Below are 20,783 nucleotides of genomic sequence, written 5' to 3'. Positions count from 1 at the left end.
AGCCGTGATGCGTTTAAAGCACCGCCACCACGCGGATATCGCCTTCGATAGACGGCACGACCTGCCCGCCCACACGCCGAAAGGTGATCGATACGGTCTTGTCCCCAACCCGCAGGTCACCGATCTCCAGCCAGTCGATACCATCGGGCAACTGCGGCCGGTCGATACGCACTTCCTGCCGCTCGGCGTCGATCGTGACGCCGAGACAGGCTTCCAGGATCATGAACGGCGATCCGGCTGCCCAGGCTTGCGGCAAACACGCGACCGGATAACCAATCGGCCGCTCACCGCGTTGCCGGGTGAAGCCGCAGAACAACTCGGGCAGGCGCATATCGAACGTGACGGCCGCTTCGAACAGTGCCTGCAACAAACGCACTGCACCGCTGCGGTCACCGTAGCGTGCGAGTCCGCGAGCGCACATGGCGCTGTCGTGCGGCCACACCGAGCCGTTGTGGTACGACATGGGGTTGAAACGCGGCTGGCCTGCCGCCAGCGTTCGGACGCCCCAGCCGGTATTGAAAAGGGTCGATTCAAGCTGGCGCGCGACTGCTTCACCGCGGCTGCGCTCGACCAGGTCGAAGGCCAGCAAGTGTCCGGCATTCGACGCCAGCACCTCGCACAACTTGCCTCGGCCGTCGAGCGCGATACCGTAGAACTCCGACTCGGGCATCCAGAACATGGTTTCCACGCGTTCGCGGATGTTCTGCGCGCGCTTTTCGAAGTCCGACGCTTGCTCCGGTGCGTTGCGCTGCCGCGCGAAGCGGGCCATGGTGGCAAACGCGGTGGATGCATACGCCTGGACTTCGACCAGCGAGATCGGTCCTATCGGAAAACTGCCGTCGGCGTGAAACACAGAGTCGCCACTGTCTTTCCAGCCCTGGTTGGCAAGCCCCGCTTCCGTTGCGCGCTGGTAACTCAGCAAGCCGAATTCGTTCTTGTCGCAATGACCCGCGATCCATTGCGAGGCCAGTTGCAGCGCGGGCCACAATTCGTCGATCAGCGCGGTGTCGCCGGTTCGCTCGGCGTATGCACCGGCCAGCGCCACGAACAGCGGCGTGCTGTCGACCCCGCCGTAGTACATCGCAAACGGCACTTCGCCCGTTGCAGCCATTTCGCTGTTGCGGGTCTCGTGCATGATCTTGCCCACTTCGGCATCGCGGAACGCCGAGTCTTCGCGTGCCTGATGCGCCGCCAGAAACCGCAGCACGCCGCGAGCAAGCGACGGATCGATCCATAACATCTGCAGCGAAGTAATGATGGCGTCGCGGCCGAAAGCCGTGGAAAACCACGGAATTCCCGCGTACGGATACGGTCCCGTTTCGAGATCTGTCGTCAACAAACCGAGGTCGGCGAGCGAACGATCGATCCATTCGCTGAACAAAGGGTTGCTCGAGCGCACGCGCGCCACCGAACGCCGACGTTCACGCATGCGCCGATGGGCATCGACAAGTGCCTCGCGAATAGCCGGCCGCCCCGACTCCGGCGCGCATTCGGCGCCTTCCTCGGCAATCTTCTTGCTCTCCGCGCTGGCGTCGCTCAACGCGTGCGTGACGGCCGTGATCGACAAGTAGATCGACATGGCCGTTTCCGACTGGATCCGCAGCACGTAATCCGCGCGACTGACCGAGAGCGAATGGGGCGCAGGCGAAAACTGGATCCGCGCAGTCCGCTCGACTTCATCCAGACCCGTATAGCGCAACACGACTACGCCGTCTTCAATGCACGGCTCGCGCATTGACCCGCGTTTCGGGCGCGTGGACCCGCGCACTTCGAACATGTCGTGGAAGTCGGCGGCGAAGTTGATCGAAAGCGGCACGGTAGCCGGTTCCGTGCCGTAGTTGGTCAACACGATGGCTTCGTGCAGCACGTGCCTCGACAACACCCGGCGACGCTCGACATGGATGACGCCCTCGGGCGTGCTCGCCCCGCCGATGATCGGCAGCGGCCGGTTGGTCATATGCGCGGTAAAAACAGCGTTGTCGCTCGACACGCTGCCGGACAGGAGCGACGGCGAGCGTCCGCCGAAGGTCAGACGCAACTGGGACAACACGCGGGTGTCGTTCACGAAAAGACCGTCGTCATTGCCGCGGATGTCGCCATTCGCGTCGTTGACCACGAAGGTATTGCCGGCCTTGAGCACAAACTGGCGCTCGGTCGCGTAGTTCGTATGTTCGGTCGCGACAAATGCGCCGTCCGTGTTGGCTTCGGGCGTCGACGGAGGAACCTCGCGAACGCCGGCCGTACTGCGGATCGGCTCGGGCACGTCGTCATGAGCGATATCACGGGCCTGTCGGTCGCTGAGCGCCTGCTTTGCTTGCTGTTGTTCCTTCGTTTCCATTACACCTTCCTGAAAGAGTTGCCTGGACACCCGGCCGATTGTACGACTGGCGCCTGCGAATCAATTTTTGGGGACCGGAGGCATGCACACCACGGACCCGCTATCATCGACCGTTTTTCGACCGAAGCTCATCCAACCGGTTCTCCTCGCCGCATGTCTTTTCCACACATCGACTTACTTTATTCAGCATCCGGCCTGGGCGTCGGCTTCCTCGTGGGCCTGACCGGCGTGGGCGGCGGCTCCTTGATGACGCCGCTGCTCGTGCTTCTGTTCGGCATCCACCCGGCCACCGCGGTCGGTACGGACTTGCTCTATGCGGCCGCGACCAAGGCAACCGGCACGCTGGTTCACGGGATCAAGGGTTCCGTGGACTGGCGTATCACCGGCCGGCTCGCGGCGGGCAGCATTCCTGCGGCGGCCATCACCCTGGTCCTGCTCAGCCGGTACGGTTTGAACACACCCGCCGCCGCCCGGGTGATCCAGCTCGTGCTGGGCTCCGCGCTGCTGGTTACCGCCGTCTCGCTCGTGTTCCGGCCACAGCTCGCACGTCTGGCCTACAAGACCGGGATGGCCCGTGAAGCAAGCGGCAAACCAGGGTCGGCGAGCCGTGAAACCCGCACAGTGGCCTGGACCGTGCTAACCGGCGCAATCCTGGGCGTGCTGGTGTCGATCACCTCAGTCGGCGCGGGCGCCATTGGCGTTACCGTGCTGTTGCTGCTTTATCCGCGTTTGCCGACAGCGCGGATCGTTGGGTCGGATATTGCGCACGCGGTTCCGCTCACGCTGATTGCTGGGACCGGCCACTGGCTGCTCGGTTCCGTCAACTGGGACCTGCTGGCGTCCCTGCTCGTGGGTTCGCTGCCAGGGATCGTACTGGGCAGCATGCTTTCCACACGGGCGCCGGAGGTGCTGCTGCGCAACGTGCTGGCCGCCACGCTGGTAATTGTTGGCGTGAAACTGGTACTCAGCTAGTTCTTTCGCGTGTAGAAAAAACTTAAAAACTCGTTGTGGAACAATGCATTAGGGCGTAACGCTATCACCTTTTTGCGGCACCGTCATGTCCGGGTCCGGCGCGTGTCCGAGATTGAAATCGTGCCCGAAATCAGCGGGGCGGGGGCGTTGTCACAAGGCAACACTGTCCGCAAAAGACGACCCGGCGGAACGTCGTCGTTCAGTCGCGAGCGGAAACGCCGCCGGGGTTACGCTCGAAAAATCTATCGAAGTAGCTGACCTGACGCTGAAAATCCTGTCGTGCTTCGCCGTGATCGGCGCGGGCGCATCGGCGGTCTGGATATTCATCCTCGGCGGTTCAACGGGCTGGCAAGCCAACATCACGATTGATACCCAGGCCTTGCCGTACCGCGACGAGCTGCGGCTCCTAGTCGTCCATGGGGAGCGTGGCGTGGCCGTGCCGATTCTCGATCTCCGAATCCGCTTTGGCAACCGCAGCCCGACCTATAACGACCAGACAATCGTCATCATTTTGACTGCACTGGATCGCGTGATGGGGATGGTGGTCGACGCCGTGTCGGATGTCGTGAACATCTCCGCTGAAGACATCATGCCGCCGCCGCAGTTTGGTGCAGCAGCGTTGACAGGGTACATCGTCGGCATCGCTTCACGGGACGAGCACATGCTGATTTTGCTCGATATCGAGGGGGTGCTCTCAGATGAGGATGCCCGGCAGCTGGATTTGGTTGCAACGGCGAATCTGCTCTAATCCGCAACAGATACCGGGCGCGAAGCAATTGGCTGATCCTGCGCATCGCCCGGAGGATCGTCGGTTTCTACAATCCTAAAGCCCTTGGTTGGCTTCGCATTTAATCATCAGCCTTGAGTCGGTCGCAGCCTAACTGGGAGCCGGACTCGTCCCGGACATAGCGTGCATGCGGGCAGCGCCTTTCACCTTGAGGACGCTTCGTTTCTTGCCCGGCCGCGGTAGTCGCTTTCCGGCCAGGTCCACTTCAGACAAGGCCTGAAGTGCTGCAACCCGACGCTTCGCTTGAATGAGTTGACTTTGCGCATCCCGATTTTGGGATTCAAGCGCGTTCACCTGGCCAGCCACTTCTGCGAGTCGCGTGGTGACTTCGTCTTGCTGAGCTTTTGCGATATCGGAATCCGCCTGCAATTGCTGAATTTGCCGCTGCGCTTGCAACATTGAGCGCGCGGTCGCGGCGTTTGTCGCTTCCAGTTCAATCTGTCGGCGTTGTTCGCTCGAAAGCTGCACAGTGAGAGCGACGAACCTCGCGTACACCGCTTCGGCGCGTTGTTTACTCGGCGTCGCGATCACGCGCCAGTAGACATTATTCTGGGCAAGTGCGACATAGTAAGTCAGGCCTTCATTGAAGAATGACAGATCGGCGCGATAGTCTCCTGAGCTTGACGAACGAAGTTCAGTGATACTTCCATGCGCTTCAAGATCTTTAAGGATGGAGGCCGTTCCCGCAACAGGTTCAACTGGCGCATCTCCTATCGCTCGCACAGTTGCGGCCAACGATGACGGCACCGTGGCCATCGTTTGCTCCTTTTCTCCACCGTCGGACGCGCCAGGAAGCGTGTTCTGCGCGTGAGCGCCGGATGCAACCAAACTAGAAAAGATTATTATTGTTTTAAACATTCTCATATTCATGGACAAGCCTCTATGTGTATGTTCAGCTTCTGATGCAAATCATCTACCCACCCTGCCGCGCTTCCCAACGCGCTTCTCTCACTCAAAGAAATGGCTGGCAAGCGTATCCATTGCCATGCCCGTGCCGCGCACAACACAGGTCATCGGAGCATCCGCCACGACCACCGGTAAACCCGTTTCCTCGTGAAGCCTGCGATCAAGGTCATGCAAGAGGGCGCCCCCTCCCGTCAGGATGAGGCCCCGGTCGGCGATGTCGGAAGCCAACTCGGGAGGCGTGCTCTCCAGCGCACTTTTTAGCAAGGAGACGATCTTCGCTAGTGGATCGGTCAGCGCCTCCAGCACCTCGCGGCTGGATAGAAGTGAGGTCCGCGGCACCCCTTCCGACAAGTTACGGCCGGTGATTTTCACGTGACACTCCGTCTTCCTGGGCATTGCGCCTCCGATCGCCATCTTCACTTTTTGTGCTGTGTGCTCCCCAATAAGCAGTCCATGTGAACGTCGGACATAGTTGACGATTGCCTCATCGAAGGTATTGCCTCCCACACGTGCAGACACGCAATTCACCACGTTACCTAGCGCGATGACACCGATTTCCGTCGTTCCAGCGCCGACATCGACGACCATGCAGCCAATCGCATCGGAAATCGTGAGCCCGGCCCCCAGCGCCGCAGCGATGGGCCGAGCTAGAAGCGAGACGCGCGATGCACCGGCGCCATGCACCGCCTCTTTAAATGCGCGGCGCTCGACCGCAGTAGCGCCGCTTGGGACAGTGATCGTGATTCGAGGTGCCGCCGAAAGGCGCCGACCTTGATGCGCAAGACCGAAGAAATGCCGAATCATTTCCTGACTCGCCCCAAAGTGCGAAATGACGCCGCCCCGGATGGGACAGATGGCCTCGATATGCCGCGGTAAACGCTCAAGCATCTCTCTTGCCTTGGCTCCCACCGATTGCGTGGGTCTCGCTCCGGCGACTAGCGGATCAGGTTGGTGAATGCAAATGACGGATGCCTCATCCAGGACCAGACCTGTACCTCGTACATAAATGCGTGTATTCGCAGTACCCGCGTCGAGCGCAAGCTCTGCGGGGAAGAGACGAAACAAACGAGCGATGTTTGACATTAAGGCACCGAAGCCGATTGAAATGAGCACGCCCTCTGGGAGGGTGGAATTCGACTTTTCAAGTTTGCGCAGAATCAGCTTGCTTAACGAACGTTCATCGGCCACGGTGGCATCACGAATTGGCATCGGTTCGCGGACGGGCGCGGTCTCAAGTCGGTCTCGCGCCGCAAGCGCAACGACTTAACGACCGGGATTCCTAATTCTTTAGGGTTTGGAAGAGACGGTAAGCATTCGTCAACTCGCAAGGGCATTGATAGGCAAGTAGCCGGCCACGACGTCGCGGCGAGAGGCGCGGAGCTAGAGTCAGGGTCTGAGTGCGACACGTGCCGCCATCAGCCGTGCGGTGTGGGGGCGAGGCAAGTTCCGCATGCGTAACTTAATTGAACTGCCGCGTTAGGCCTCGTCCCGACTGAGAGGCCAAAGCGGCTGTTAGGTCCTACTCACTAAGACAAGCTCTCCGAACGATTCTCCTCATTCGTTGCGCCGTCCGCTGCCTTTATCTGGACCTGCTGATTGTCAACGGGCACTAGCGCTTGGCAAGCATCCTGGTAACCGCCGCTTTCCGTGCGAACCTCGGCGGTGCGAACCAGCGGTTTCCGCACGAGCCTCGTCGCAGTTTTTTGCGTTGCAGCCTGCCACTGCCCCGAATTGATCGGGTACAGTGTGCGGGAAGCGTTTCGATCTACCACCAACAAGAACTCGAATGGTCCGCACTACCTGCCGCAGCCTACTCACCATCAGCCTCGCATTGCTTGCCGTCACGACCGACGTATATGCCCGTCAGTCCAATCCTGCTGATCTCGCCCAGGCGCGGCGATTGGTCGGGCAGAGCCGCCAGCTAGTCAGAGACGCCCACCACCAGGATCCGCATGGATTCGGTGGTCACGAAGTAAAGGCCGCGGAACTGCTCAGGCGTGCCGCGCTCCAGCTCAATGAAGCGCGCGACTTCAGGATCTACAACGTTCCCAGACCACCGCGTCCGGCCCATCGGGCGACGCGATGGTCTGGCCGCCATCTCGCCTCCAAAGCCGTGCAGCAACGTATGTCGGGATGATCATTCGACGGCGCAATCCTTGCCTGGATGAAGCGATACACGGCGGCTGACTCTTGGTCCGTCAAGCCGGCGACAAGCGTGTACTCTATGCAGCGTCGATCTGGTTGAAGTAAGAATGGATAAGGCGACGCCAGCGGAAATCGAGGCAATCGCTCTTGCCAACAAATTAGCCCTGCGCTCTAATTGCATTGTCCCGGTGAATTGAATTTCAGTGCATTGGGACAAACACTTCCTCCGAAAGGCAGTAGTCGAAAGCCCGCGCAAGCGGGCTTTTGGCTTTCTGCGCTTCGCACAAAGCATGCACGGTTCTGAGGGGCCGCCGCGCAGTAATGCTGCGGCTACCCGACAGATGCATACGATCAAGAAGGGCAAGCTGAAAGACAGCAGAAGAGGCGAGACGTCCCCCGAGCCGTCTTATTCACCGGTCAAATAAGTTATCCCTATCATTCAAACTTTGTTCGCCCAGACATCCTTATTGCGACAGAGCCACATTAATGCCATTCGTTCCACTTCGCGTACGCAAACCTGGAAGCGCACGAGCAGGAATCGCTTTCTCCCATAGATAACCCTGCCCCATATCGCATCCCACACTTGTAAGCCAGTCCGCCAGTTCTTGATTTTCGATGCCCTCTGCCACCACCTTGAGCCCCACTCCGTGGGCCAGGGCCACGATAGACTCTAACAGCACCAAGTTTCTCGCTGAACAGATGGCGCTCTGCGTAAATGATCGATCGAGCTTCGGCGACCGCACGCCACAATAGGGACGGCTCGTTGTCGTGTTCGACTAGCCGAACGACACGCAGCTCAAAACGTCAGTTCGTCAGTAGTACCCAGGCATTTCGCGCAAACCCTCACCTGAAGAGCTTTGCGCCGATATTAAATTCCGGGCGTTTTGCGGCTCTCCGCGCTCAACTTGCTCCGAAGCAAGAAGAAGCTGGCCAAGCATGCCTCTGCGATCAAGGATAGCCATTTTGATTTCATCTGCCACAGCGAGCTCATCGAAAAACGACCGCTCATTCATACCGCAAGCGAGTGGAAGCAGGGACAACATACCGGTTAAGAATGCCCTGTCCTCCATTGAACGGTCAGCTCCACTCAATCCCGAGACCGCCTTGCCCATGAACATGGCCCGGCGCTCAGCAAGCAGTGCAAGGGGGTCTTCGTCAACCGGTAGCCCATCGGGGTTCGCGTAGAGCAACAGGCAGCACCATTGCAAGAGCTTCGTGCTGCCTGCCATCGCCAGAGCCTGGCTCACGGATGAAACCTTTGCAGCCTGAGCGTGCGGCTGGCTGCTGCTATTCGCGAGCCGCAGAAGTTGTGCGACCAGCAACGGCATATCGTTGAGCGCTAGCGCGATACGTGCTTGCGGAGCTTCGTGAGTTATCAAGTCGAATACTTTGAGCACCGCAGCAATGGGCGGCATTGATTTTCGCGCCGACATGATCTGCGGTGTCGCGAAATAATATCCCTGCAGCAGATCGCATCCCAATTCCAGCGCGACATCGCGCTCCGACCGATGCTCTATTTTCTCAGCAAGAATCATTTTTCCCGCGGCCTTGATCTCTGCAACAATTTCACCAATGCGATTGATATCGATGAAAGGCCAATCAAGCTTCACGATGTCGACGACAGGCAAAACCCCACGTATTTCAGGTGTGATCTCACGCACGTCGTCGAGCGCAACCCGAAACCCGGCTTGGCCAAGGGCAATGCATCTATCGGCGAGCCTGGGCGTGAGTGCACACGATTCGAGGACTTCCAGAACAAATCGTTTTGCGGGTAAGACATCCACGAAATGCGAGTAGAGGAAATCAGCAGAGCAGTTCAGAAATGCATCCTTCCCATCGAGCAGCCGTTCGATACCGATCGACCCCACGGTGCGCTCTACGACAGCTGAGGTACAAAGGAAATCGTCTTGAATTCGCGCGTTCCCAAAGCTTGGATCTCTGAACAGCAATTCGTAAGCTATGGCTCGCCCACGCCTATCGACAATGGGCTGACGCGCAACGAAAACATCGCGATAGTCAGCACCCTTTTCTATCTCGAGATTCGTAGCCATCTTCCTATACCTCTGCCACGAAGTCACTTAGGACGATAGGATTTTTCATTGGAGGCATAAAGTTAAAGGTGGAGGACCACTAAACCTGAAAGCTACATCGCTAAACGGTGATTTGCCTCAACCTTTACAGTGGGAATTCCCTGAAATTTGTGTAGGAAAATCCTTCTTCAATTAATTTGGCGAGACGCTGAGGCTGTTATCACATTAAATTATTCGGGTCGCAGTAGTGCGACGGACTGAGCGTCCCCTAAGATCCGGAAGGATTTTGGCTAAGCCCGGTGAAACGATGCCATCCGGCAAAGCGCTCGCCGAGTTGTTTGCGGTGGAGCGATGCACGCAGCAGGTGTCGCTTCAGTGCCAAGTGCTGCCGGATCGGTCTCGAACTCAACAACAACACTTGCGTGCGTTCATCATCGCGGAAACCCGCACGCCTTGGAGGAAGTCCCCCTTGGGGATGCGGCGCGCGGTTCATGCGTGGGTTGATGATTGTTTTCGCGTGTGCCAATGACCTGAAAGATAAAACAAACATGACCAAGCCGAAGTCTGAATCGAGAAAGACCCGTACACCTGGCCAAGAACATACCTCCTGCATCAACGACGCAAGCGTTGCGGCGACACACTTGCGCGGGATCCCTGCGGACACCGTCGAAGGAATATCGCGAAGGACCTTCCTCTTCAGTATGGGCGCACTTGCGCTTTCAGCGTGCGGGGGTGGCGAGAGCGACACTCAGGCTGGAACATCGGTCAACGCCGCATCCAGCAATTCGTCGTCGAGCGCCGCAACAAGCACACACGACGCTATCACCAGCACCGGGTTTGTCCATCCTGGTCTGCTGCACACGGCGGACGACTTCGCCCGGATGCAGCAGAAGGTGGTGAGACTTCAAGCGTCGCCGTGGGTCGATGGCTGGAAAATGATGCTGAGTTGCCTCAACACATACAACAATCTTTCGTGGCAACCGAATGCGCAGCAGTGGGTTTATCGAGGCAGCGATGGCGTACATGCCGAAAACTACTCGACGTTGATGGACGACATTGCGGTCGCGTATATGTGCGCGCTGCACTGGCAGGTGTCGAACGACACCGCCTGTGCAGACAAGGCGGTGCAGATCATGAACGCCTGGTCATCTACGTTGCAAGGCATTGGCGGCGATATCAGCGGGTTCCTGGTGTCGGGCCTTCAGGGCTATCAGTTCGCCAACGTCGGCGAGATCATGCGCACCTATTCGGGCTGGAAAGCAGCGGACGTCGCCGCCTTCCAGACAATGATGCTCACCATCTTCTACCCGCAGAACCATCAGGGCTTAAGCCAGAGCCTGGCTCCGCTTACTGTTTATTCCAGCTGGCAACTGTGCTGCATGGCGTCGATGATGGCCATCGGCGTGCTGTGCGACAGACAGGACCTGTTCGATGAAGCCGTCAACTATTTCAAGGGCGGCCTCGGCAACGGCGGCCTTGCTCAAACGGTCTACTACATTCACCCAGGGTATCTGGGACAAACGCAGGAGTCCGGCCGCGACCAGGGGCACAACACGCTCAGCATTTCGCTACTGGCGACCCTGTGCGAGATGGCCTGGAATCAGGGCGTCGATCTGTACGGGTTAGACAACAACCGGGTTCTGGCCGCCGCCGAATACGTCGCCAAGGGCAACCTGATCCAGTCCGGGTCGACCTACTACACGGTGCCGTTCGAGCCTTACAACATCTCGGTTTACGGCTCGGGAAACATCAACGACACCGTATTCTCGACCTGGGCGCAGGGCAATCAGCGGCCGGAATGGGCGATGATCTATAACCACTACGTCAACCGCAAGGGACTGGCGGCACCCTATAGTCAGGCGTTCGCCTTGCTGATGCAGCCCGAAGGCGGCGGTACAAACGGGCAAAACAGCGGCTCATTCGATCAGTTGGGCTACGGCACGCTGACCTTCACGCGCGATGCGCCGACCACCGTCGCTGCGCCGAGCGGCCTTACCGCTTCCGTCAGCGCCGGACAAGTCGTGCTGTCGTGGTGGGGCGTTGCGCAGGCGACCAGCTATACCGTGATGCGCAGCATGACCTCGGGAACCGGGTACGAGATCGCCCAAAGCGGCGTGACCGATCTGCTGACCTATACGGATAGCGGTCTTGCGGCAGGGATCTACTATTACGTCGTGACCGCGGAGACTCCATCCGGCACAACGGCTGCGTCGAACGAAGCGGTGGCGATCACGGCCCCGCAATTGCAGACCTATCTCGCATTCGACGACGGCAGCAGCACGAGTGCAGCCGATTCGAGCGGCAACGGGAATGCCAGCACGCTGGTGGGCGGCGTGACCTGGGTAACGGGCAAGGTGGGCAAAGCGGTGTCGCTCGACGGATCGAGTGGATACGTGAGCCTCCCCACGGGCCTCGTCGCCGGGCTCTCCGATTTCACCATCGCAGCATGGGTGTACTGGAATGCCGCGAGCAACTGGCAGCGCGTATTCGACTTCGGTACGGGGGTCGACCAGTACATGATGCTGACGCCTTGCTCCGGCAGCGGAACCGCGCGTTTTGCGATCACGCTCACCTCCGGCGGCGGCGAACAGGTCATCAACGCCGCGTCGGCGCTGCCGACCGGACAATGGACGCATGTCGCCGTGACCCTGTCGGGGAATGTCGGCACGTTATATGTGAACGGCAGCCCGGCCGGCACCAATACGGCAATGACGTTCGCGCCGTTCCAACTGGGGAACACCGGTCAGAACTGGATCGGTCGTTCCCAGTACTCCGATCCTTATTTCAACGGGTTGATCGATGAGTTCCGCATCTATCACAATGCGCTCAGCACGGCTCAGATTGCGGCATTGATGTAATTCTCAACGGGTGCGGTGCGTTTTGGCAAAGTGGCTCGACGAGCACCTCCGGCGTTAAGGCCGTAAATGCTTTAGGCGTTGTTCCCTGTCAGGCAATGCGCGACATGGAGCAACGCCCGCTTGCGAGGCGGAGCAAGGATACCGCTCAGCGTAATTTCGAAAAATCGATCCGGCAAAATCAAGCCATCTGCAGCCTGCCAATTTCTATGGGGTATCAAAACCAATACCGGCAATCTCTATTGCCTCTGGCGGCTGTAGATGCGAGGCCGTGCAAAACGATCCAAGTCGCGCATCGCTCAGCGTTATGGCGTTGATCGGGTCGCGATGACGCGTGCGCTGTCGCGCTTGTCCGAGGACGGTTTCATTGCGCGCAATAAGGACCACGGCTGGAGCTTTCAACCGTCGCTCGACTCCGCCCTCACACAGAACGCCGTGTTGCACCGCCTTCAAAACCCTCGCCTACACGATGATCAGTTGCGGCACGCCGTGATCTGACACGTCCGTTGTATGGCGAAAAGTCGCCCAATGAGCCTTTCTCTTGCCTGATCAGCGCGCTTCACGCGGACCAGCCGTCACTTTGATAAGAAATCCTAATTTAATGCGAAACCCGTTCTTCTGAAACCTGCAACCAGTTGTCAGTCAGCCAGCGAGAAAGTGCGCACCGGCTACAACGACCACGCCGGCAATGAGCGTCACGTACGGCCAGACGCCCGCCCTTTTCTGCACATCCGTATCGCCAAGCCCCATATCGTCTGTCATGGCGGAGGGAAATTGCCCCTTATCGGTGACGTAGTGCCGCCAGACAAATACCGGGACGATCAACGCAGCGAACACGATCCCTGAGGCCAGCGTGCCTTTTCCCCACGTATCGGCGCCCAGCCCCATAAGCGCGAGATTGACGAAAGACAGGATCGTGCCGGCCACGAGCAGCCATGTGGAAGCGCGGAACGGTCTCGACCAGCTTGCCCGATCGAAGCGATGAATCCACGTCGCGTTCAGATTGAGGAAATTGAAGATGATGTAACCGACGTTCGACATGGCGAGCACGAACACATAGTCGGACATCAACAAGAGGATCAGGTTGAATCCAAGGTCGGTCCACATGGCGCGGGTAGGTGCGCCATTGGCATTCACCTGCCCGAGATACTTGGGCAGCCAGCCATCCACGGAAGCCTGATAGAGGGTGCGCGAAGAACCCGCCATCGACGTCATGATCGCCAGCACGAGCGCGAGCACAAGCATGGCCATGAGAACGTGTTCAACGAGCGCACCGCCATGCACGATACTTCCCATTGCCTGCGCCACGCCCATGCCGCTATAGATGCCAGGCGAAAGGATCCCGTCGTAGACAGCAGCTTGCGTGACTGCGCCGGAAGCGTCCTTGACCTCGGGCGTCACGAGTTGACCCAGCCCCAGGGCGCCTTGAAATGCCAGCGGCACGAGTGTAAAGAACACAATGCACAGCAAGCCGGAATAGATGATCGCCTTGACCGTATCGCGTCGCGGATCGCGAAACTCCCGCGTGTAGCAAACCGCGGTTTCGAAACCGTAGGTCGACCGCATGACGGGCAGGTAACGAGATTGGTGCCCGTGTCACGGATCGTGTGGCGGCAGTGGATGCAGTAGACATTGCGCGACGGCTTGCCGGCGAGTTCGAGCTGTATCGCGTCGTTCGTCACTCCATGCCGGGTCGCGATTGCGCTCGCCTGCCACAGGAACGGTTCCGATCCGATCACATAAAGACGCAGGCCCATGCGCGCTTGCGACAGGAAGGCTTCCACCATAGCCCACAGGCTTTGGGTATCGTTGAAGCTGCGACATTCGTATTGCGCTGGCGTCGATGAGCGGACGATCGTGTTTCCGAGCACGTAGACGAACAATGCACTCGCTGAATCGCTTGGTGGGCTCAACTTCTCCGGCGCCAACCATTCAGCCCTTTCGACTATCAACAGATGCTGGTGGGCCGCCGCAATTTGTACCGAACAGTAGACTGGGGTGCTCGGAATGGCTTCGATCTGCATCATTCGGTTCCGACGTTAGGTGTCCGCACCTGCTGCGGCGCTTGGAACCACTATCGCCCGTCGGAATTCGATCCTCAATTCTCTTGAGGGAGTACCACCTTGGAGGGAGGGGTCCGACGTCCAGCGTGTAGGTAACAAACGAGGGAGAGCGTGCAAAAGTTGGGGAGGCTCCGAGGGCGGGCCGAGCTGGTTTCGAAACGGGTGGAGTGGTGGCTCTCGGGCCAGACCCATGGTCGGCGCTGCTGTGCGGCCTTGAGCCACAAGGACAGTCGCTCTGCTGTGGGTTGATCAGGACTTCATCAACTGCCGATCGGCTCCATTCTCGGTCTAGATAAACATAGGGAAAACACTAGATATGCGCGTCTTTGCACGCCCCAGGGACCGCCCAGCCTGCCTCTCGCGCCATGTGTGGCCCGTCACCAAGGTTTGTTCCATTTATCCGTCGTTGACAGCCTGTTCTTTTTTCGTTAAAAATGTCGTCAACTGATATGTCAGTTGACGACAATGAGGCGACATATGAAAAAAGCAGGAATCGACGTTCGTATAGTTGATGATATCCAGTGTGATGTCCTTGTGATCGGCGGAGGTGCTGCCGGCGTTGCCACTGCGGTCACCGCGCGGCGTCAGGGGCTCACGGTAGTGCTGCTGGAACGTTACGGCTTTTGTGGCGGGGGGGCGGTAGCCGGACTTTCAGGGACCGTATGCGGCATGTATCTGGCGACAGACCGCGTAGCCGCAAAGCCTGAGCCAGTCGTTTTCGGCTTTGCACAGGAGTTTTGCAAACTACTGGAAGAGCATGGAGGCCTTGGCCCGCCGCTGCGCTACGGCAAGACGTGGACGCGCGTCCACGACCCTCTGGTGTGGCGGGACGCGGCCGACGCGCTGCTGAGCGAATCTGGCGTCCAGGTCATCTATCACGCCGTCGCGACCGGCGTCCTGCTTGATGGCAACGAGCGCACCGAAGGCGTCACCGCGTGGACCAAGCAGGGACCGTTGACGATTCGCGCACACGTTACCGTCGACGCAAGCGGGGACGCCGATCTGGTTGCGATGGCCGGGTTGGATAGCTTCATAGGTGACGAGGGTCGTGTACAGAATCCGACCATGATTTTCCGGCTGCTAGGCGTGGATGTCGCACGCTTCACCGCGGCTTACGGCGAAGACACCATCATGGGCGCAGCGATCTCAGCACTCCTACATGAACGTCACCTCGCTGGCGACAATCTCCCCCGATCAAAAATCTGGCTTTTTCCGACGACCAGACCAGGGGAGCTGCTGTGCAATTGCACCCGAATTACCGGCACCGATGGGCGCGAACTCAATCCGCTTTTCCATGAAGATTTCACGGAGGCCGAAATGAACGGCCGGCGTCAGGTGCACGCATACGCCCGCTTCCTTAGAGAGTTTGTGGCCGGGTGCGAAAACGCTTTCATAAACGATACCGGCGTACAGGTGGGCGTGCGTCAGACACGTCAGGTCGAAGGCGTGTCGAAGCTGATGAACGCTGACGTCGTGAGTGCCCGGAAGTTTTCAGCCGGTATCGCACGCTCGCCCTGGCCGATTGAGCTGCACGCCGGCGCGAAACCCAAAGTGGAGTGGGTGCTGGACGACTACTACGAGGTGCCCTATGGCTGCTTCGTGCCATCCCGTGGCGAAGGGCTGCTCGTTGCCGGGCGATGTCTGTCTGCGGAACATGAGGCGGTTGCCTCCGCGCGGGTCACGGCTCAGTGCTTTTCATATGGTCACGCGATCGGTCATGCCGCGGTGCTCGCCGTCCGTGAAGGAATCGAGCCGCGCGCACTGGAACCACAGGCGATACGTGACGCGCTGGAGCGAGACGGCGCATGCCTGCAATGAAGGGGCTTAATCAATGAAGCATAAATGGAGAATGTATTGATGATTATTGAAAATATCGGTCATGTTCGTCAGTTAACCCTGAATAGACCCGAACGTCGCAACGCGCTCGACGGCACCTCAATCGAGCAACTGGGGCAGGCGCTGCAGCAGGCAGATCGAGATCCGACCGTGCGTGCGATTGTCGTGTCCGGTGCCTCCCCTGCTTTCTGTTCCGGTAGTGATCTGAAGGAACTCAGCACCATGTCGATCCAGGAGATGTGCGACTCCGAGTCGGAGACCGCTCGAGTTGCGCGATCTATTGCGGGGCTGTCCAAACCTGTGATCGCCGCAGTCGAAGGGTTTGCACTCGGCGGTGGCTTCGTTCTCGCAATCTCGTGTGATGTCGTGGTGACCGCGTCAAACACACGCTGGCATCTTCCTGAAGTACCAAACGGCTGGCTACCGCCCTGGGGACTTCAGGCTCTGCTTGCCCGTATGAGTCCCGTTCGCGCGCGACTTTTGACCTGGGCCGCTGACCCTATCGATGGCACTGAAGCGCACCGCCTCGGCGTCGCGGACTATGTGAGCCAACCCGGATTTGCCGACCAGGAGGCGCTGGCGCTCGCTAAGCGGCTTGCCGGGCTGCCGGCCGATGCGATCGCGTCGACAAAACGTTTTTTCGAACCCTTCGTCACGCTCGACGGCGAGCGACTCGACAATCTGGCCTCCCGTCATTTTGCAAGCAACTGTCAAGGCGGCGTGGCGCAGGCTATTTTTTCGAAATTCAAGGTGAAGTCATGACAAAGATTATCTCTGCAGCGGCGGCCGTCGCATCGATTCAGGACGGACAAACTGTAGCGTCGGTGGGGGTCATCGGATGGGTGGTGCCTGAGGCCACGCTTGAAGCGCTTGGCAAGCGCTTTCGCGAAACTGGCTCGCCGCGCAACCTCACGTTTTACTTTCCTTGCGGTACGGGAGACGCGGTCAACATCCGCGGTATGGACCACGTGGCGCAGGAAGGTCTGATGAAACGCATTGTCTCCGGGTCTTACATCAACCCGGTCGACCCGCGTACTGGTCAGCGCCCGGCTCTGATGAAACTGATCCAGGAGAACCGGATCGAAGCGTATTCGTGGCCAATCGGTGCCTCAATGCACTGGTTGCGCGAAGTCGCGCGCAAGAGCCCGGGCTATGTGACGCGTGTGGGGGTGGGAACCTACGCGGATCCGGATTTCGGCGGCGGAAAGTTCTCCGAGCGCTGCCAGGATGATCTGATCCAGAAGATCCGGCTGAACCAGGAGGAGGTGCTGTTCTACCCGACCTGGCCCATTGACGTAGCGATCATTCGCGCAAGCAGCGCCGACGAATTCGGGAATCTTTCGTTCGAAGACGAACCGTTGGTTTCGGCCGGTCTGGCCCTCGCTCTGGCGGCCAAGGCAAGTGGCGGCCGCGTCATCGCCCAGGTTCGGCGAATCGTACCGCGCGGCCAGCGGCCGGCTACGTCAGTTCGACTGCCAGGCATGCTGGTCGACGCGCTCGTGGTCGAACCCAACATGATGATGAGCACCGATACTCCGTATAACGAAGCGTATCTGCGCTCGGTCGGCACAAGTACAGCGTTGCCCGCGATTCCCTTTGGTCCCGACAAGGTGATCGCCCGGCGCGCGGCAATGGAAGTACGCAAGCATGAACTGTCGATTTTCGGTTTTGGCGCCGCAGCCGATGTACCCTTGGTGATGGCAGAACAGGGTCTTATCGACCCCGAAACCGGATCGGATGACTACTGGTTCACGACGGAACACGGTTCCTACGGCGGGATCGTGATGAACGGCTGGCAGTTCTCGGCGAACCTGTATCCGCAGGCCCTGCTGGATGGCGTCACGCAGTTCGACGTGATCGATGGTGGACTGTGTCGCTTTGCTGCGCTGGCATTCGCTGAATACGATTCGCACGGAACGGTCAATGTCAGCAAGTTCGGCAAGGTCAACCCAGGCGCGGGAGGCTTTATCGACATCGCAATGAATGCCCAACGGTTGGTGTTCACGGGGTCGTTTACTACAGGCGGACTCGACATCGGGTATGACGCGGGTCGCATGAAGATCCTTAAGGAAGGCAAGGTCAGCAAGTTTGTCGATACAGCGCAGAGCATTACCTATTCGGTGGCGAAGGGGGTGTCAACGGGGCAAAGCGCGTTGATCGTTACGGAACGTGCCGTTTTCGAGCAGACCGCTCAAGGCCTCGTGCTGACTGAAGTCGCTCCGGGCGTTGATGTACGTCGGGATGTTCTGGCGCATATGGCGTTCGCTCCGGCTCATATCCTCGATCCGTTACCGCTCATGGACGCGTCACTGTTCTCGGCCACTTCTGGTCTTTGCGTTGAAACGGCTGTCGAAAACTAGAAATTTATCGCGACGGCGTATTTTTCTGCAGTGTGAAGTCCTGTCCCGATGTCGCCAGTATGCATCGCGAGACGCGATCGCTCCATCAGCGATGGGCGAGTTTCACGTTCCAGAATACCGTACGCCCGTTCGCTCCCGTTGCAGGGGACAGGTTCACTGCGTGGACCTGTCCCGGCCAGCCTGACCATCTTGGTCGCTACGGCGACTATGGAGGAGACAACAATGAAGTATCGTTGGTTTATCGTTTTCATGCTGTTTCTCGCCTGCGCGATCAGCTACCTTGACCGGGCGGCGCTCTCGGTCGCAGCCCCGTTGATTGCTAAAGATCTGCATCTGGATCCGGCCCATCTCGGCATCGTCTTCAGCGCCTTTTTTGTGGGGTACTCGTTGTTCTGCTTCATTGGCGGCTATGCAGCTGACCGCTTTGGCGCCAAACGAGTGCTTGTCGTCGCGATCGGCCTCTGGTCAATTTTTTGCGGCTTGACCGCGGTTGCTTCGAGTCTCGCAATGCTGCTGGTCATCAGGGTTATCTTCGGTGCCGGAGAGGGACCGCTAGCCACCTGTACGAACAAGATAATAAGCGGCTGGTTCGAGCGAAAGGAGCAGACGACAGCGGTGGGATTCGCGAATTCCGGCCTGCAGTTAGGCGCGGCGCTTGCGGGGCCGGTCGTCGGCTTGATGGCGGTCCACTGGGGCTGGCGAATTCCCTTTATCTTGATCGGCATGCTCGGGGTACTGTGGGTGCTGATGTGGTCGATATTCTCTACCGATCGACCAGAAGGGAACCGCTGGGTTCGCGGCGCTATGCCACCCGGATCGGACGCAGGCGCAGAGCTTCCGGCAGGTGAGCCCGTTGCACACACGCCGTTGAGCTTCTATCTGAAAAGTCCAACCATCTGGGCAACCTCGCTTGCCTATTTTGGCTACGCCTACATCCTCTATTTCTTCCTATCGTGGTTCCCCAGCTACCTGATGATGGAACGACATCTGAGCCTGTCTTCGATGAGCATCGTCAACGTCATCCCATGGGTTCTCGGATTTATGGGGATCGCTTTGGGCGGTTTTATTTCCGATAGAATTTTCCGGCTGACAGGGAATGCGCTGAAGTCGCGCAAAATCGTAATCGTGGGTGGTCTGCTGGTTGCAGCTGTCTGTGTAGCGTGTGCGGGGACCGCGAATAGCGTCGGTGCAGCAGTCGCGCTGATGGGAATTACCGTGTTCTTCATGAACCTTACACTCAGCGTGTACTGGGCCATCATCCTTGATACGGTTGAACCCGCGAGGATGGGCGGCGTGGGCGGGTTCATGCACCTGCTGGCGAACACGGCCGGGATTCTCGCGCCGATCCTGACGGGTTTCCTCGTGCAATGGACCAAGGTGTTCACAAGCGCGTTTGTGCTGAGTGGAGGCGTTGCGTTAGCGGGTGCCATCGCAGTGGCCGTGTTCGTGCGTGCGCCACGAAACATTCCCGAAACTCACGGCAACCTGCGCGCGCAGGGTCCTCATCCGCTGACAGACTGACCCAGTTCGCACCGGGTTGACGGATGGGTTGGACTGCGTCGAGCAGCACGTGCGGTCGACCGACAACATACTGGCTGGTCTAGCGGGATGTATTCGACCGGCCAACATGATTGGTACCGCCCAATTAGCCGCAATGCATACTCACCCCCGACGAATCCCTGGCCGACGGCAGGACAGTTGAAGTGTGCGGTGCTGTCTGGGCCGGATAAAATGCAGGGATGCGGTTCGAGAACCGCATCCCTGCATAACGTAACCGCTAGAAAGTATCGAGCGCAGAGCGAGTAAACCGCTCGATGAACTGCATCAACCCGTTTGCGGCGGCGGCCGCCTGATCGCCATCGCCCTGAGCGATGGCATTCAGCACTTTGGCGTGCAGCTGCGCACCCTCCACATACGCGCGATTTTGCCCGATGTGCAAGTACCAGAATCTTCGCGACTGAGCGTGAATTGGCTGCATACTGGTAATCAGCATGCTGTTGTGGGTCGCGCGGACTTCTGCGTCGTGAATCACCCCACCGGCTCGAATCCAGTCCTCCATATTCCCACGTTCGGCTGCCGCGGCCATCACCTTGGAGAGCTTTCGGAGATTGCTTCGCTCCTCCGGTGTCGCACGCAGTGCGGCCATCCGGACGACGAGTTCCTCTAGCGGGCGTCTTACCTCCAGCAGTTCGAGTTGCTGGCGAATATCGACACCAGCAACCAGCGTACCGCGGCGTGGGAGCATTTCGACGAATCCGACCTGGCGTAACCGCTGGAGAGCCTCGCGGACCGGCGTTCTTCCCATTTCTAACTCAGCTGCAAGCTGCACCTCGGAGATCATAAAGCCGGGTGGCAGGCGACGCGTGATGATCATTTCTTCGATCTGCGCGAATGCGACATCAGCCAGCAACTGCTCGGGCGGACTTGCGACTTCGCGTTTGGGAGTATTTTTGTTGGAATTGCTTTTTCTCATTGGAGCTATTAGAAACGG

General features: G+C 58.9%; 15 protein-coding genes and 2 pseudogenes. 8 read left to right on the top strand and 9 right to left on the bottom strand.

Translation table 11 applies throughout. The annotated features are described in order from the left end of the window. Positions 1-13: 13 nt before the first annotated feature. Entirely contained in the window at positions 14-2,338 is a 2,325-nt protein-coding gene (locus tag FH08_RS0143980) for an amylo-alpha-1,6-glucosidase (protein WP_031364467.1), read from the bottom strand. Between the two features lie 153 nt (positions 2,339-2,491). On the opposite strand from FH08_RS0143980, the gene FH08_RS0143975 reads away from it, so the two are divergent. Continuing rightward, on the top strand, positions 2,492-3,310 hold the full coding sequence (locus FH08_RS0143975; RefSeq protein WP_031364466.1) for a sulfite exporter TauE/SafE family protein: 819 nt from the start codon (positions 2,492-2,494) through the stop codon (positions 3,308-3,310). A 112-nt stretch (positions 3,311-3,422) separates the two neighbouring features. Then, entirely contained in the window at positions 3,423-4,058 is a 636-nt protein-coding gene (locus FH08_RS49870) for a chemotaxis protein CheW (RefSeq protein WP_160172562.1), read from the top strand. Between the two features lie 129 nt (positions 4,059-4,187). Here the strand turns inward: FH08_RS49870 and FH08_RS49865 are convergent, their stop codons facing one another. Further along, entirely contained in the window at positions 4,188-4,967 is a 780-nt protein-coding gene (locus FH08_RS49865; RefSeq protein ID WP_081889793.1) for a DUF2968 domain-containing protein, read from the bottom strand. Positions 4,968-5,045: 78 nt separating this feature from the next. Then, positions 5,046-6,086, bottom strand: coding sequence for a rod shape-determining protein (locus tag FH08_RS0143960; protein ID WP_031364463.1), 1,041 nt, complete (start codon positions 6,084-6,086; stop codon positions 5,046-5,048). Between the two features lie 703 nt (positions 6,087-6,789). Here FH08_RS0143960 and FH08_RS52315 point away from each other — a divergent pair. Continuing rightward, a complete protein-coding gene (locus FH08_RS52315) occupies positions 6,790-7,140 on the top strand; it encodes a hypothetical protein (RefSeq protein ID WP_152603072.1) in 351 nt (116 codons plus the stop codon). A gap of 472 nt (positions 7,141-7,612) precedes the next feature. On the opposite strand, the gene FH08_RS54570 is transcribed toward FH08_RS52315, so the two are convergent. The 3 genes and pseudogenes from FH08_RS54570 to FH08_RS53840 all read right to left on the bottom strand — a co-directional run. Next, on the bottom strand, positions 7,613-7,891 hold the full coding sequence (locus FH08_RS54570) for an EAL domain-containing protein (protein WP_075583457.1): 279 nt from the start codon (positions 7,889-7,891) through the stop codon (positions 7,613-7,615). 69 nt (positions 7,892-7,960) lie between these two features. Continuing rightward, positions 7,961-9,199: an EAL and HDOD domain-containing protein gene (locus tag FH08_RS0143945; RefSeq protein ID WP_035568827.1), complete on the bottom strand. Its 1,239-nt coding sequence runs from the start codon at positions 9,197-9,199 to the stop codon at positions 7,961-7,963. Positions 9,200-9,446: 247 nt separating this feature from the next. Continuing rightward, a pseudogene (locus FH08_RS53840) lies at positions 9,447-9,632 on the bottom strand (IS6 family transposase); the annotation flags it as partial. Between the two features lie 247 nt (positions 9,633-9,879). Between FH08_RS53840 and FH08_RS0143940 the strand changes: the two are divergent. Continuing rightward, on the top strand, positions 9,880-12,036 hold the full coding sequence (locus tag FH08_RS0143940) for a LamG-like jellyroll fold domain-containing protein (RefSeq protein WP_235210693.1): 2,157 nt from the start codon (positions 9,880-9,882) through the stop codon (positions 12,034-12,036). A 639-nt stretch (positions 12,037-12,675) separates the two neighbouring features. Here FH08_RS0143940 and FH08_RS0143930 read toward each other — a convergent pair. Further along, on the bottom strand, positions 12,676-13,608 hold the full coding sequence (locus FH08_RS0143930) for an APC family permease (protein ID WP_326929014.1): 933 nt from the start codon (positions 13,606-13,608) through the stop codon (positions 12,676-12,678). Between the two features lie 32 nt (positions 13,609-13,640). Then, a pseudogene (locus FH08_RS54565) lies at positions 13,641-14,057 on the bottom strand (hypothetical protein); the annotation flags it as partial. Positions 14,058-14,573: 516 nt separating this feature from the next. Here FH08_RS54565 and FH08_RS0143925 point away from each other — a divergent pair. The 4 genes from FH08_RS0143925 to FH08_RS0143910 all read left to right on the top strand — a co-directional run bounded on the left by FH08_RS0143925 (position 14,574) and on the right by FH08_RS0143910 (position 19,813). Next, positions 14,574-15,914 carry an FAD-dependent oxidoreductase gene (locus FH08_RS0143925; RefSeq protein ID WP_035568824.1) on the top strand — a complete coding sequence of 447 codons (1,341 nt, stop codon included), beginning with the start codon at positions 14,574-14,576 and terminating at the stop codon, positions 15,912-15,914. 24 nt (positions 15,915-15,938) lie between these two features. After that, positions 15,939-16,694, top strand: coding sequence for an enoyl-CoA hydratase/isomerase family protein (locus FH08_RS0143920; protein ID WP_031364456.1), 756 nt, complete (start codon positions 15,939-15,941; stop codon positions 16,692-16,694). Then, positions 16,691-18,292, top strand: a complete 1,602-nt coding sequence (locus FH08_RS0143915) for a CoA-transferase (protein ID WP_035568821.1) — start codon at positions 16,691-16,693, stop codon at positions 18,290-18,292. The genes FH08_RS0143920 and FH08_RS0143915 overlap by 4 nt, the downstream gene beginning before the upstream one ends. A 222-nt stretch (positions 18,293-18,514) precedes the next feature. Then, the gene (locus FH08_RS0143910; protein ID WP_031364454.1) at positions 18,515-19,813 is read left to right on the top strand and encodes an MFS transporter; all 1,299 of its coding nucleotides are present in this window, start codon (positions 18,515-18,517) and stop codon (positions 19,811-19,813) included. Positions 19,814-20,069: 256 nt separating this feature from the next. Here the strand turns inward: FH08_RS0143910 and FH08_RS0143905 are convergent, their stop codons facing one another. Beyond that, positions 20,070-20,765, bottom strand: a complete 696-nt coding sequence (locus tag FH08_RS0143905; protein WP_035568818.1) for a GntR family transcriptional regulator — start codon at positions 20,763-20,765, stop codon at positions 20,070-20,072. Positions 20,766-20,783: the final 18 nt, after the last annotated feature.

This window comes from Caballeronia sordidicola (assembly GCF_000729995.1).
Taxonomy (GTDB): Bacteria; Pseudomonadota; Gammaproteobacteria; order Burkholderiales; family Burkholderiaceae; genus Caballeronia; species Caballeronia sordidicola_A.
Note: the sequence above shows the minus strand (reverse complement) of the source record. Positions and strands in the feature narration are given on the sequence as shown.